Below are 13,738 nucleotides of genomic sequence, written 5' to 3' on the forward strand. Positions count from 1 at the left end.
TTTGTGAAGCGGGATAGGGCAATTTCTGCAATTGCGAAGAAGTCCGGGCGATCCGCGCTTGCGGGGAACGGACGAACGACTATGGTCGGGCCGAATGAAATTGTCATGACGAAGGGCAAAACCGCAGCCGATGTCGATCCTTGCAGCCCTCCACCACGTCACCCACTACCGCTACGACCGGCCTGTCGGTCTTGCGCCGCAGCTGATCCGTCTACGCCCGGCGCCGCATTCGCGCACACGCGTCCCGTCCTATTCGCTGAAGGTGACGCCGGAAAACCACTTCATCAACTGGCAGCAGGATGCCTTCGGCAACTACCTCGCCCGCTTCGTTTTTCCGGAGAAGACGACGGAATTCAAGATCGAGGTCGACCTCGTCGCCGACATGACGGTCTACAATCCGTTCGACTTCTTCGTCGAGGAATATGCCCAGGCCTGGCCCTTCGCCTACGAGGCGGACCTCAAGACGGACCTCTCCGCCTATCTCGGCGCCGAGCCTGCCGGCCCGCTGCTGCAGGCCTTTCTGAGGGACCTCGACCGCAGCCAGACGCATACGGTTGATTTTCTGGTCGGACTCAACCGGCAACTATCGCAGAAGATCGCCTACCTCATCCGCATGGAGCCCGGCGTGCAGACGCCGGAAGAATCACTGGGGCGCGTCTCCGGCTCCTGCCGCGACACTTCCTGGCTGCTCGTCCAGATCCTGCGCCATCTCGGCTTCGCCGCGCGCTTCGTCTCGGGGTACCTGATCCAGCTGAAGCCCGATCTCGTCTCGCTCGACGGCCCGGCCGGCACTGACCACGATTTTACCGATCTGCACGCCTGGGCCGAGGTGTATCTTCCCGGCGCCGGCTGGATCGGCCTCGACCCGACTTCGGGCCTTATGACCGGCGAGAGCCATGTGCCGCTTGCGGCCACGCCCCACTACCGCTCGGCCGCGCCGATCTCGGGCGCCGCCGACTATGCCGAGGTCGATTTCGCCTTCGAGATGACGGTCGAGCGCATCGCCGAGCGGCCGCGCGTCTCCGCACCCTTCTCCGACGAGAGCTGGCAGGCGCTCGATGCGCTTGGCGAGAAGGTCGACGCTGCCCTGAATGAGGGCGACGTGCGGCTGACCATGGGCGGCGAGCCGACCTTCGTGTCGATCGACGACTTCCAGTCGGAGGAGTGGAACATCGCCGCCGTCGGGCCGCAGAAGCGGGCGCTCGCCGACGATCTGATCCGGCGCCTCCGCGACCGCTTCGCGCCGGGCGGCTTCCTGCATTACGGCCAGGGCAAGTGGTATCCGGGCGAGACGCTGCCGCGCTGGACCTTCTCGCTCTACTGGCGCAAGGACGGCCAGCCGATCTGGAAGAACCCCGACCTCATCGCGCGCGAAGCCGTGGCACGGCCGGTGACGCTCGCCGACGCCGAGACGCTGACGCGGGAAGTCGCGACCGAGCTCGGCGTCGACCCCGACTATGCCGCAGCTGCCTTCGAGGATCCGTCCTACTGGCTGGCACGCGAGGCGAAGCTCCCGGAAAACGTCGAGCCGACCGATCCGAAGCTCGACGATGCCGAGGAGCGGGCGCGCCTTGCCCGCGTCTTCGACCGCGGCCTCAGCAAGGCCTCGGGCTTTGTCCTGCCGATCCAGGCCTGGCAGTCCCAGCCAAGCGCCACCGGCATGACGCGCGGCGTGCGCTGGATGTCGGAGCGCTGGACGACACGGCGCGGCCAGCTCTTCCTGATGCCGGGCGATTCCCCCGTCGGCTACCGCCTGCCGCTCGGTGCCCTGCCCTACGTGCCGCCGGCGCAGTTCCCCTACATCCATCCTGCCGACCCGACCGAGGAGCGGGGACCGTTCGCGGCCGCCGAGGAGACCGGCCCCGGCCGCAACCAGCAGAGGATCGAGGCGCAGAACCCGGAAACCTGGATGGCGCCCGAGCAGAAGCACGAGGAGATTTTCGGCGCGGTGCGCACCGCCGTCTCGATCGAGCCCCGCGACGGCAGGCTCTGCGTGTTCATGCCGCCGACCGAATCCATGGAGGCCTATCTCGACCTCCTCTCGGCCATCGAGACCGTCGCCGAGCGCCACCAGATGCCGCTGGTGATCGAGGGCTACCAGCCGCCGCACGATCCGCGCGTCAACGTCATCCGCGTCGCGCCCGATCCGGGCGTCATCGAGGTCAACGTCCATCCGGCCGCGTCGTGGAAGGAATGCGTGGCGATCACCCGCACGGTCTACGAGGAGGCGCGGCAGTCGCGGCTCGGCACCGACAAGTTCATGATCGACGGCAAGCATGCCGGCACCGGCGGCGGCAACCACGTCGTCGTCGGCGGCGCGACGCCAAGCGACTCGCCCTTCCTGCGCCGGCCGGACCTCTTGAAGTCGCTGGTGCTCTACTGGCAGCGCCATCCCTCCCTGTCCTACCTCTTCTCCGGCATGTTCGTCGGGCCGACCAGCCAGGCACCGCGCGTCGACGAGGCCCGGCACGACGCGCTCTACGAGCTCGAGATCGCCATGGCGCAGGTGCCGCTGCCCGGCGAGGGCGCAGCGCCCCTGCCCTGGCTCACCGACCGCCTGTTCCGCAATCTCCTCGTCGACGTCACCGGCAACACCCACCGCGCCGAGATCTGCATCGACAAGATGTACTCGCCGGACGGACCGACCGGCCGCCTCGGCCTCGTCGAGTTCCGCGGCTTCGAGATGCCGCCGGATGCGCGCATGAGTCTTGCCCAGCAGCTGCTGGTCAGGGCGCTGATCGCAAAATTCTGGAAGGAGCCGGAGACCGGCCGCTTCGCCCGCTGGGGCACGAACCTGCATGACCGCTTCATGCTGCCGGCCTTCCTGTGGCAGGATTTCCTCGGCGTTCTCGAAGATCTCGGCCGTGCCGGCTTTGCCATCCGGCCGGAATGGTTCGAGGCGCAGGCCGAGTTCCGCTTCCCCTTCTGCGGCAAGATCGAGCGTGAGGGCATCGAGCTGGAACTGCGCCAGGCGCTGGAGCCCTGGCACGTGATGGGCGAGACCGGCGCCATCGGCGGCACCGTGCGCTTCGTCGACTCCTCGGTGGAGCGGCTGCAGGTGAAGCTGTCGAACTACGACGTGTCGCGCCACATCGTCACCTGCAACGGCAGGGCCCTTCCGCTGACCCCGGTGGGCGAGAAGGGCGATGCCGTGGCGGGCGTGCGGTTCAAGGCCTGGCAGCCGGCTTCGGGCCTCCATCCGACGATCCCGGTGCACGCGCCCCTGACCTTCGACATCTACGACCGCTGGTCGCAGCGTTCGCTCGGCGGCTGCGTCTACCACGTCGCCCATCCCGGCGGGCGCAACTACGAGACCTTCCCGGTCAACGCCAACGAGGCCGAGGCGCGTCGTCTTGCCCGTTTCGAACAGATCGGCCATACGCCGGGTATCTTCGAACCGGTTCGGGAGTTCCCCGATCCGTCCTTCCCGACGACGCTCGACCTTCGCCGGCCGGCCGGTCTGGCAGTCTGACGGGAAGGCCCGGCGCCCATGACGTCTCCGGAACCGACGAGAAAGCCGCCTGACTTGGCGGCTTTTCTGTCCGCCTATCGCCTGCAGGCCGGCAGCCAGGACGAGATGCTGGCTGCCGACGGATCGGTCCGCCCGCACTATCGCCAGCTGGTCGACGCGCTCGCAACGATGGGCGCGAACGACCGCGCGGGTCGGTTCGGCAGCGCTCAGCAGTATCTGCGCGAGGCCGGGGTCTTCTACCAGGTCTATGGCGGCGCCGAGCAGACCGGCGAGCAGCGCGGCTGGCCGCTGACGTTTCCGCCGGTCATCGTCGCGCAGGACGAGTGGGCTGCCTTGGAGAAGGCATTGGTGCAGCGTGCCGGCTTTCTCGAAAAGCTCGTCGGCGACCTCTATGGCGAGCGCCGGGTCATCGCCGACGGCACCTTGCCCAGTGCGATCCTTGCCCAGAACCCGGAATTCCTGCGTCCGCTGGCCGACCAAGGCCTTTCCGGCGCGCCGCTGATCCGCTTCATCGCCATCGACCTGGGGCGCGGGCCGCAGGGTCGCTGGTGGGTCCTCGGCGATCGTACCCAGGCGCCGTCGGGCGCCGGATTTGCGCTGGAGAACCGGGTGGCGACCTCGCGGGCTTTCCCCGAGCTCAATGCCGAGTTGAAGGTGCAGCGCCTCGCGGGCTTCTTCCAGCGCTTTCGCGACTCGCTGTTCACGCTGAACGGCAGCGCCAGCGACCGGATCGGGGTCCTGACGCCGGGACCGGCCAACGAGACCTATTTCGAGCACGCCTATCTCGCGCGCTATCTCGGCTTCCTGCTGCTCGAGGGCGGCGACCTCGTCGTTCACGGCAACACCGTCAATGTCCGCACCGTCGACGGTTTTCAGCCGTTGTCGGTGCTCTGGCGGCGCATGGATGCCGACTTCGCCGACCCGCTGGAACTCTTCCAGCGCTCGCGCATCGGCACGCCGGGCCTCGTGCGCGCGATTCGCGCCGAACGGGTCAACATGGTCAATGCCCTCGGCTCGGGTATCCTGGAGACTCGCGCCCTCCTCGCCTTCCAGCCGGCTCTGGCGAAGGCGCTGATCGGCGAAGATCTCCTCCTGCCGACCATTGCCACCTGGTGGTGTGGACAGGCCTCGGAACGCGGCTATGTCAGCAAGAACCGCGAAACCCTGTCGCTCGCATCGGCCTTTCCCGCGGCGTCCGGCTCCAATATCACGGCTGCGCCGCTGGACCTTGGCATCAACCGCGATGCCTCCGAACGCTTTCTGGCGGAACTGGAAGCGGGCGGCACTGGTCTTGTCGGGCAGGAAGTCGTCACCCTTTCCACCGCCCCGGTCTTCATCGACGACCGACTGGAAGCCCGCCCGGTGACGATGCGCGTCTTCCTCGCCCGCGACGAGGCCGGCTGGCACGTGATGCCGGGCGGCTTTGCCCGGATTTCCGACGCCGTCGACGCGAAAGCCGTCTCGATGCAGGCGGGCGGGCGTTCGGCCGACGTCTGGATCACCTCCGACCGGGACGTCGCGCCGATCACCCTCATCGGCCCCCGCCCATCGCAGATTCTGCGGCGTCTGCCGGCGGGACTGCCGGCGCGCGCCGCCGACAACCTCTTCTGGCTCGGCCGCTACGCCGAGCGGGCGGAGGTTGCCACGCGGCTTCTTCGCCTCCACGTCGCCCGGCAAAGCGAGGGGACGCGCCACGACCTTCTGGAGCGACGTGTTGCCAAGGTCCTGCGGAGCCTCGGCATCCATGTCGATGCCGCCCACCCGGCGGCCGGCCTCCTGCATCTCGTCCGCTCGGCCTTCGATATCGCCTCGCGCATCCGCGACCGCTTTTCGCCCGATGGCTGGCGCACGCTGAGCGAGATCGTCGCCATGCTGGAGGCGCGCGAGGCGCACGACGACGACGTCGATCTCATCGCCCTCACGAGCGACGTGTTGACCCGCCTGTCGGGCTTCACCGGCCTGGTGCGCGAGAACATGTACCAGTTCGTCGGCTGGCGCTTCCTCACCTGCGGACGGCGCATCGAGCGCGGATTGATGACGGCGTCGATCGCTTCCGCCATCACCGCGGACGAGACGCCGGAGGGCGCCTTCGATGCGCTGCTCGAATTTACCGACAGCCGCGTCACCTACCGCCGCCGCTATCCCGTTGCCCTGTCGCGCGAGACGGTGCTCGACCTGACCGTGCTGGATCCGCTGAACCCGCGCTCGATCGCCTATCAGGTCACCGCCCTCAAGGACGCGATGGACGCGCTTCCCGGCATGGTCCCGGGTGAACAGCTCGACGAGATGGCGCGTCGCGTGGCGCGCCTTGGCGTCCGCGTTGCCACCGGCAGCGCCGCGGAGGTGACGACGGCCTTTCTCGACCGGATCGCCGGGGATTTCAGCGATCTCTCCGAACTCCTGGGCCAGCGCTACTTCGCTGCCCGGCCGGAAGAAGCCGTCGACTGGTTCGAACACGAATGATCTACGACGTCGCCCTGAAGATCTCCTATCACTACCCCTCGGCCGTGAAGGACGCCCACCACATCCTGCGCATCCGCCCGCGCGAGGACGCCGATCAGAGCGTGACGGCACAATCGGTGAAGGTCGTGCCGACACCCGACGAGGCGATGCCGGATCGCGACTTCTTCAGCAATGCGATCGACCATATTCGCCTGCACCAGCCGCACGATGCGCTGGTGGTGGAGATGCGGGCGCGGGTGTCGGTGGCAAGCCGCTTCACTGACCTCGGCGCCACGATGTCCTTGGCGGACATCCGTGCGGCTGCGCTGGCCAGCCGCGACTCCGGCGCTACGGCCCCGTCGCATTTCCTCGGCGCCAGCCGCCTCGTGACGCCGATGCCGTTTGTCGCCGAGTACCTGCGCTCTGGCCGAAGCGATAGACTGGGGGGGTGCGCCATTCTCGACATGACGAAGCAGGTCAAGGCCGACTTCGCCTACACGCCCGGCGCGACGCGGATCGACACGCCGGTCGAGGACGTCTTTCGGACGCGCAAGGGCGTCTGCCAGGACTTTGCCCATCTGATGATTGCGGGACTGCGGGCCGCCGGCCTTCCCTCGGCCTATGTCAGCGGCTTCCTGAGGACCGACCCGCCACCCGGGCAGGCCCGCCTGGCTGGACGTGACGCCATGCATGCCTGGGTGAAGGTCTGGTTGGGTCCCGAGACCGGCTGGGTCGGTTTCGATCCGACCAACGGTATCGCCGCCAGCGCCAGCCACATCGAGGTCGCCGTCGGCCGCGACTATAGCGACGTCGCCCCGGTCAGCGGCGTTCTCGTCACCTCCGGATCGCAGCGAATGCGGCACGCCGTTGACGTCATTCCCCTCGATGAGATAGGCGACTGATATCCGTAAGAAGCAAGATATGGAGCGGGTAACCGGAAAGCGCGGGTCAGCACCACCCATGCCGGAGAGACGATGATCCACCTGCCGACAGCGTTCTTCATTTTCGGAGCGTTGGCATTCCTGTTCGCCATCAAGATGGCTGCGGACGGCATCGGCCGGGGCGAGTCTGCGAAAGTCCTGCTCTGGTGGTGCACGGCCTTTTTCTGCCTTGCCTGCGCGGGCATCGTGGCGGCCCTGCGCCCCGTCGATCCCTCAGGTGTCCGCAGCGGCTTGCCGAGCTTCCTTCTTCTGGTGGCTTTCGCCCTGACCTGGCGTGGGATCGCGGCCTTCACCGGCACGCGCGCCCCCTGGCCGCTCGTCCTTGCCGGCCCGCTGATCTGGATCGGGGCGTGGAGCGCAGGGCTGTTTGCTGACGACGCATACCGTCTCATATTGGTCTCGGTGGTCGTCATCGGCTACATGCTCGCCACCGGACACGCGCTGTTCTTCCACGGGGGCGGACTGAGATCGGCGCGGCAGGCCGGCTGCGTCTGCTTCTTCCACGCCGGCGTGCAGGTGCTGCGCATCGCCACCATCCTGTGGCTGGTCTCGCCGACGGAGCCGGTGCGCATGGCCGGATTTCCCGCGATCCTCTTCGTGTTCGAAGCGGTGCTGGTCCTGGTGGCGCTCGGCTATCTCTTCCTCTCGCTGTCGCGCGAGCGCGGCGAGCAGATGCTGCTGGCTGCGGCTCAGACCGACTCGCTGACCGGAACGCTTAATCGCCGCGGCTTTGCCGACAAGGCGCAACAGCGTCTCGCCGCCAGGGAAGATCCCTTACGCGAAGATCCCTTGCGCGAGGACGCTCTCTTGCTCTGCGACCTCGATCATTTCAATGAATTCAGTGACATCAACCGTCATGGGTTTGGCGACGAGGCTCTGACGGTGTTCTGCCGCACCGCGGAAAGCCACCTTGGTGCCGGCGACCTGATCGGACGGCTCGGCGGCGCTGAATTCGCCATCCTGCTGGTGGGAACCGACAGGGCAGCCGCGACACGGCGCGCCGATTCCCTCCGTCAGGCTTTCGAGGCGGCCGCCAGAAACAACTCCGCACTTCCTGCCGGATTAACCGTCAGCATCGGCCTTTCCAGCACCGGGCCCGGTCGGGAACTCGAAAATCTCCTCCGCCGGGCCGACAACGCCCTCCACCGGGCCAAGGCGCGCGGCCGGAACCGCGTCGTCAGCGCCGACGACCGGACGGAGGACAGTCCGGCCGCCACTGCCTCGGCAGACTCTAGCTCTCTTGTATCAAAACGATCGTCGCCAGTGGCGGCAGGGTGAGCGAGAGGGAATAGGGCCGGCCGTTGACGGACAGCTCCTCGGCAGGTTTTCCGCCCATATTGCCGACATTGGAGCCGCCGTAGATCCCCGCATCGGTATTCATCCGCTCCGTCCATGTGCCGCCGTCCGGCACGCCGACACGGTAGTCGTGACGCGGCATGGGCGTGAAGTTGGAGACCACGAGGACCGACCGGCCGCTCTGGTCCTTGCGAAGGAAGGCGATGACGCTTTCGTCGGCGTTCTGGGTGTCGATCCATTCGAAGCCCGCGGGATCGCAGTCCAGTTCGTGCAATGCCGGGATTTCCCGGTAGAGCGTGTTCAGATCGCGCACGAGACGCTGGACGCCCTTGTAAGCCGGCTGATCGAGGAGATGCCAGTCGAGCGACTGGTCATGGTTCCACTCCTTCTCCTGGGCGAACTCGCAGCCCATGAAGATCAGCTTCTTGCCCGGGTGCGACCACATGAAGCCGTAATAGGCGCGCAGATTGGCGAAGCGCTGCCAGTCGTCGCCGGGCATCTTGCCGAGCAGCGAACCCTTGCCGTAGACGACCTCGTCGTGGCTGAGGGGCAGGATGAAGTTTTCCGAATACGCATAGACCATGCCGAAGGTCATGTGGTGGTGGTGGTAGCGCCGGTTGATCGGGTCTTCCTGCATGTAGTGCAGCGTGTCGTGCATCCAGCCCATGTTCCACTTGAAGTGGAAGCCGAGGCCACCGGCATAGGTCGGCCGCGAGACGCTTGGGTAGGCCGTCGACTCCTCGGCATGGGTGGTGGCGTTCGGAAAGGCTGCACCGACCCGCTCGTTCGTCTCCTTCAGAAAGGCGACGGCCTCGAGGTTCTCGCGACCGCCGTGGATGTTCGGCTCCCACTCCCCGGCATTGCGGGAATAGTCGAGATAGAGCATCGACGCCACGGCATCGACGCGCAGCCCGTCGATGTGGAAACGGTCGAGCCAGTAGCTGGCATTGGAGACGAGGAAATTCTTCACCTCGGTCCGGCCGTAGTCGTAGATCAGCGTGTTCCAGTCCTTGTGGAAACCGCGCTTGGGATCGGGATGCTCGTAGAGCGCCGTGCCATCGAACCGGCCGAGGCCGTGAATGTCCGTCGGAAAATGGCCGGGAACCCAGTCGAGGAGCACGCCGATGTCGGCCTGGTGCAATGCGTCGACAAGACGCGCGAAAGCGTCGGGCGAGCCATAGCGCGAGGTCGGCGCGTAGAGACCGATCGGCTGATAGCCCCAGGAGCCGTAAAACGGATGCTCGGAGACCGGGAGGAACTCCACATGCGTGAAGCCCATCTCCTTGACATAGGGCACGAGCAGGCCGGCGATCTGGTCATAGTCCAGCATCGCATTGTCGTCGCCGCGCCGCCATGAGCCGAGATGCACCTCGTAGATGGAGATCGCCTTGGAAGCATCCTGCCAGTCCGGAGACTTCGACTTGAATTCCGCGTCCTGCCAGTCGTGATCGACGAGCCCGTCGACGATCGAGGCGGTCGAGGGCGCCTCCTCCTGCAGGAAGCCGAGAGGATCCTGCTTCAGTGGCAATACTTCGCCCTGTGGACCGATGATCTCGAATTTGTAGATCTCGCCGCGTCCGATGGCCGGAATGAACAGCTCGAACGCCCCGCACTCGTGCCGCTTGCGCATGACGTTGCGACGGCCGTCCCAGGCGTTGAAATTGCCGACGACCGATACCCGGCGCGCGGCGGGGGCAAGAACGACGAAGCTCGTGCCCTCCACGCCGTCCATCACCGTCGGATGAGCGCCGAACTTTTCGTAGATCCGCTCATGCGTGCCTTCGGCCAGGAGATAGACGTCCATCTCGCCGAGGATCGGCCCGAAACGGTAGGCGTCGTCTTCGACCCAGGCATCGGCGCCATGGGTGAAGCGGAAGCGGTATTCAGCGCCCGCTTTCAAACCGGGCACGAAGCCCGAGTGAAACCCTTCCGCCAGAACCGGCTCGAGTTCGCCCAGCACCTTGCCGGAAACATCGGTCACCGCGGCGGTTTGCGCGCCGGGACGGAAGGCGCGAACGATCGCGCCGCCCTCCACAAAGCGGGGGCCGAGGATCGAGAAAGGATCGCCATGCGTCCCGCGCGCGATTTCGTGCGCTTCGTGCTCGTTCGGGCGGTGCGCGATATCGACCCGATCGGTCGCCGCGCGGGCCTTCGAGATATTGCTCATGAAAGAACCTGTCGCTTGTCGAGGAGGGAAATGATTCCCCTGAGAGGAATCGACAGCCACGCCGGACGCGAGGCCGCCTCGTACTTCAGCTCGTAGAATGCCTTCTGCAGCAGGAAGAGATCGAGGAGGCGCGCCGTCTCCTCGCCGGCAAGATCGATGCCCGACGCCTCGCTCCAGGCCGAGAGGAAGGCGCGGCTGACCTCGTCGCGCCAGCTTTCAGCCATGTCCCTGAGCTTGCCGAGCGTCGCCTCGGTCGAGGGGCCCGCCTTGTCGAGAGCCGCAAAGGCGGCATAGTCGAACGAACGCAACATGCCCGCGACGTCGCGCAGCGGCGACGACTTCTGCCGGCGCTCCTCCAGCGGCGCGCCGGGCTCGCCCTCGAAGTCGAGGATGACGACGTCGTTCTTGGACACCAGAAGCTGGCCGAGATGGTAGTCCCCGTGGATTCGCGTCATCACGCCCGCGGCGGGAAGCTGGGCGAACCCGTCGAACCAGGCGTGGATCGCGCTTTCGGCGCCGAGGAGCCTGTCGATGTCCTCGCCGATCGCCTCGCCCGCCGACGTTCTGACTCGCTTCAGGATCTCAAGGGCCTCCGTCGCACTGGCGCGCGCGCCGTCGACGAAGCGCCCCAGGGCCGCCGTGTCGATGGGCGCGGGATCGAAGGCGGCATCGCCCGTGACCGTCGACAGGGCCGCGTGCATCTCGCCCGTGCGCCGTCCGACGAGATCGCCGGCATCGATGCGGGTCTGGGTCGGCAGGCTCGACTCGACCGCCGGATCCTCGTCATCGGCACCGGGCTGCGTCGCATAGGCGTTGTCGCGCAGATGCCGCGACAGGCCGTCGACCACCGCCGTCCAGGCATCGCCCTGGTTTTCGACCCTTTGGAACAGCGCGGCAATGGCCGAGCGCGTGCCATCCGGCCTGACCAGCTCGACGGAGCCCAGCAAGGCCGGCGTTCCCGTGAAATCGGTCTTGTCCGTCAGGAAACGCGTCACTTCGAGTTCCGGCTGAACGCCATCCTGCAGCAGCCGGTAGAATTTCAGCACCGCCTCGTCGCCGACGAGAATCGACGTGTTCGACTGCTCGCCGGAAATCGCCGCGATCTTCTCGACCGGCACATTCGCCGCGCTGGCAATCAGATCGGCCCAGGGAGCGGAGGAGGCGATTTCGAGACGCCCGCCATCCATGGAGACATCGCCACCCTTTCCGATCATGTCGACGAACAACTTGACGAGACCGGGATCGCGGGTGCCGTCGATGATGGCGCCGAGCCGCGGTCCCTGCCGCAGCTTCATCAGGGTAAAGGGCAGATTGACCGCGTTGGCGCCGACATGCGGTTCGCCCCAACGCGCGCTGAGCGGCAGGAAGTAGCGCTGCTCGCCCGCTGCGGTCCGGATCATGGTCTCGGCAAGAACGTGACGCGGATGTTCGGGAGACGGCATGCCGATGGCGGCAAAGCTGGCCCGACCGACACGCTCGGTCTTGCCGGCGAACCAGCGCTGGCGGCCGATGAACTCCGGCAGGACGTGCTCGATCTCGCGCTGGTTCTGCTCGTTCAGAGTCGCCTTGAGATCCTTCAGGACGACAAGCGTCGCAAATTCCGGCATCGGCAGCGGTGCCTGGCCACCGGTCGTCGTGCCGTCCGCCGAAGGCGTCAGGTCGAACCAGAAGAAGCCGTAGGCCGGCAGCGAGAGGACGTAGGGATTCTGGCCAATCGTTGGGAACAACGACTGCCCGAGCATCTCGACAGGCGCCGTGCCGATGAAGGCGCTGAGGTCGAGTTCCACCGCCTGGGCCGAGCTCGACAGGTTGGCGACGCAGAGAATGCGCTCGGCCCCGTGCTCGCGGGTATAGGCGATGATCTTGCGGTTCGACGGATAGAGGAAGTTGATCGTTCCCCGTCCGAAAGCCTCGCGGGTGCGCCGGACCTGGATCAGGCGGCGCGTCCAGTTCAGCTGGCTCGCCGGATTGTTCGACTGCGCCTCGACGTTCACGGCCTGGAAGCCGTAGATCGGATCCTGGATCGGCGGGAGATAAAGCCGCTGCGGATCGGCGCGGGAGAAGCCGCCATTGCGGTCGGCCGACCACTGCATCGGCGTGCGCACGCCGTCGCGGTCGCCCAGATAGATGTTGTCGCCCATGCCGATTTCGTCGCCGTAATAGAGCGTCGGCGTGCCCGGCATCGACATGAGCAGGGCGTTGAGGAGCTCGATCTTGCGGCGGTCGTTGCCCATCAGCGGCGCAAGGCGCCGGCGGATGCCGAGATTGATGCGCGCGCGGGTATCGGCGGCATAGGTCGACCAGAGATAGTCGCGCTCTTCCGCGGTCACCATTTCGAGCGTCAGCTCGTCATGGTTGCGCAGGAAGATGGCCCACTGGCAGTTCTCCGGAATCGACGGCGTCTGGCGCATGATGTCGGTGATCGGATGCCGGTCTTCCTGGGCCAGCGCCATGTACATGCGCGGCATCAGCGGGAAGTGGAAGGCCATGTGGCATTCGTCGCCATCGCCGAAATAGGGCCGCGTATCCTCGGGCCACTGGTTGGCTTCGGCGAGCAGCATGCGGTCGGGATAATGCGTGTCCAGATCGGTGCGGATCGCCTTCAGGACGACATGCGTCTCGGGCAGATTTTCGTTGTTCGTGCCCTCGCGCTCGACGAGATAGGGGATGGCATCGAGGCGCAGTCCGTCGACGCCCTTGTCCAGCCAGAAGTGCATGGCGCCAAGCACCTCCTCCATCACCTTCGGATTGTCGAAGTTGAGGTCGGGCTGGTGCGAGAAGAAGCGGTGCCAGAAATACTGCTTGGCGACCGGGTCGTAGGTCCAGTTCGACGTCTCGGTATCGGTAAAGATGATGCGGGTCTGGTCGTAGCCCTTGTCGTCGTCGGCCCAGACGTAGAAGTCGCGCTCGGGGCTTCCCTTCGGCGCATTGCGCGCCGCCTGGAACCAGGGATGCTGGTCGGAGGTATGATTGATGACGAGCTCGATGATGACCCGCATGCCGCGCTTGTGCGCCTCGTCGACAAGCCGGTCGAAATCGTCCATGTTGCCGTAGGACGGATTGATCGAGCGGTAATCGGAGATGTCGTAGCCGTCGTCGCGCAGCGGCGAGGGGTAGAAGGGCAGCAGCCAGAGCGCCGTCACGCCAAGCTGCTGGACATAGTCCAGATGCGCCAGAAGACCGCCGAAGTCGCCGATGCCGTCGCCGTTGGAATCGGCGAAGGTCTTGACGTGCAGCTGGTAGATGATCGCGTCCTTGTACCAGTCGGTCGCCTGAGGGTTGGGACCGGTGGTCGGATCGGCGGGCGTGATGGTCGCGTGCTCGTTCATGAAGGATCGCTTTGGTTTGGGTCGGTGGTCGACACGTCGGTATGCGTGAAAAGCGGCGAATCTATCGGGACCTGAGTCCGGTCCGCTTCGC

Annotated in this window: 6 protein-coding genes; 4 read left to right on the plus strand and 2 right to left on the minus strand. The window is 66.3% G+C overall.

Features of this window, described 5'->3' with window-relative positions; all coding sequences use genetic code 11:
* Window positions 1–130 precede the first annotated feature (130 nt).
* The 4 genes from Sa4125_RS18950 to Sa4125_RS18965 all read left to right on the plus strand — a co-directional run bounded on the left by Sa4125_RS18950 (window position 131) and on the right by Sa4125_RS18965 (window position 8,133).
* Complete coding sequence (locus Sa4125_RS18950) at window positions 131–3,472, plus strand: transglutaminase family protein (protein WP_224000467.1); 3,342 nt, start codon at window positions 131–133, stop codon at window positions 3,470–3,472.
* A gap of 54 nt (window positions 3,473–3,526) precedes the next feature.
* Window positions 3,527–5,935: a circularly permuted type 2 ATP-grasp protein gene (locus tag Sa4125_RS18955; protein ID WP_224000469.1), complete on the plus strand. Its 2,409-nt coding sequence runs from the start codon at window positions 3,527–3,529 to the stop codon at window positions 5,933–5,935.
* Window positions 5,932–6,816 carry a transglutaminase family protein gene (locus Sa4125_RS18960; RefSeq protein ID WP_224000471.1) on the plus strand — a complete coding sequence of 295 codons (885 nt, stop codon included), beginning with the start codon at window positions 5,932–5,934 and terminating at the stop codon, window positions 6,814–6,816. Before Sa4125_RS18955 ends, Sa4125_RS18960 begins: the two co-directional genes overlap by 4 nt.
* A 72-nt stretch (window positions 6,817–6,888) precedes the next feature.
* Window positions 6,889–8,133, plus strand: a complete 1,245-nt coding sequence (locus tag Sa4125_RS18965) for a GGDEF domain-containing protein (RefSeq protein ID WP_224000473.1) — start codon at window positions 6,889–6,891, stop codon at window positions 8,131–8,133.
* Here the strand turns inward: Sa4125_RS18965 and glgB are convergent.
* Both glgB and treS read right to left on the minus strand, forming a co-directional pair.
* On the minus strand, window positions 8,087–10,318 hold the full coding sequence (gene glgB, locus Sa4125_RS18970) for a 1,4-alpha-glucan branching protein GlgB (protein WP_224000475.1): 2,232 nt from the start codon (window positions 10,316–10,318) through the stop codon (window positions 8,087–8,089). The genes Sa4125_RS18965 and glgB overlap by 47 nt on opposite strands.
* A complete protein-coding gene (gene treS, locus Sa4125_RS18975) occupies window positions 10,315–13,647 on the minus strand; it encodes a maltose alpha-D-glucosyltransferase (RefSeq protein WP_224000477.1) in 3,333 nt (1,110 codons plus the stop codon). Before treS ends, glgB begins: the two co-directional genes overlap by 4 nt.
* Between the last annotated feature and the right edge of the window lie 91 nt (window positions 13,648–13,738).

Source organism: Aureimonas sp. SA4125 (genome assembly GCF_019973775.1).
GTDB lineage: Bacteria > Pseudomonadota > Alphaproteobacteria > Rhizobiales > Rhizobiaceae > Plantimonas.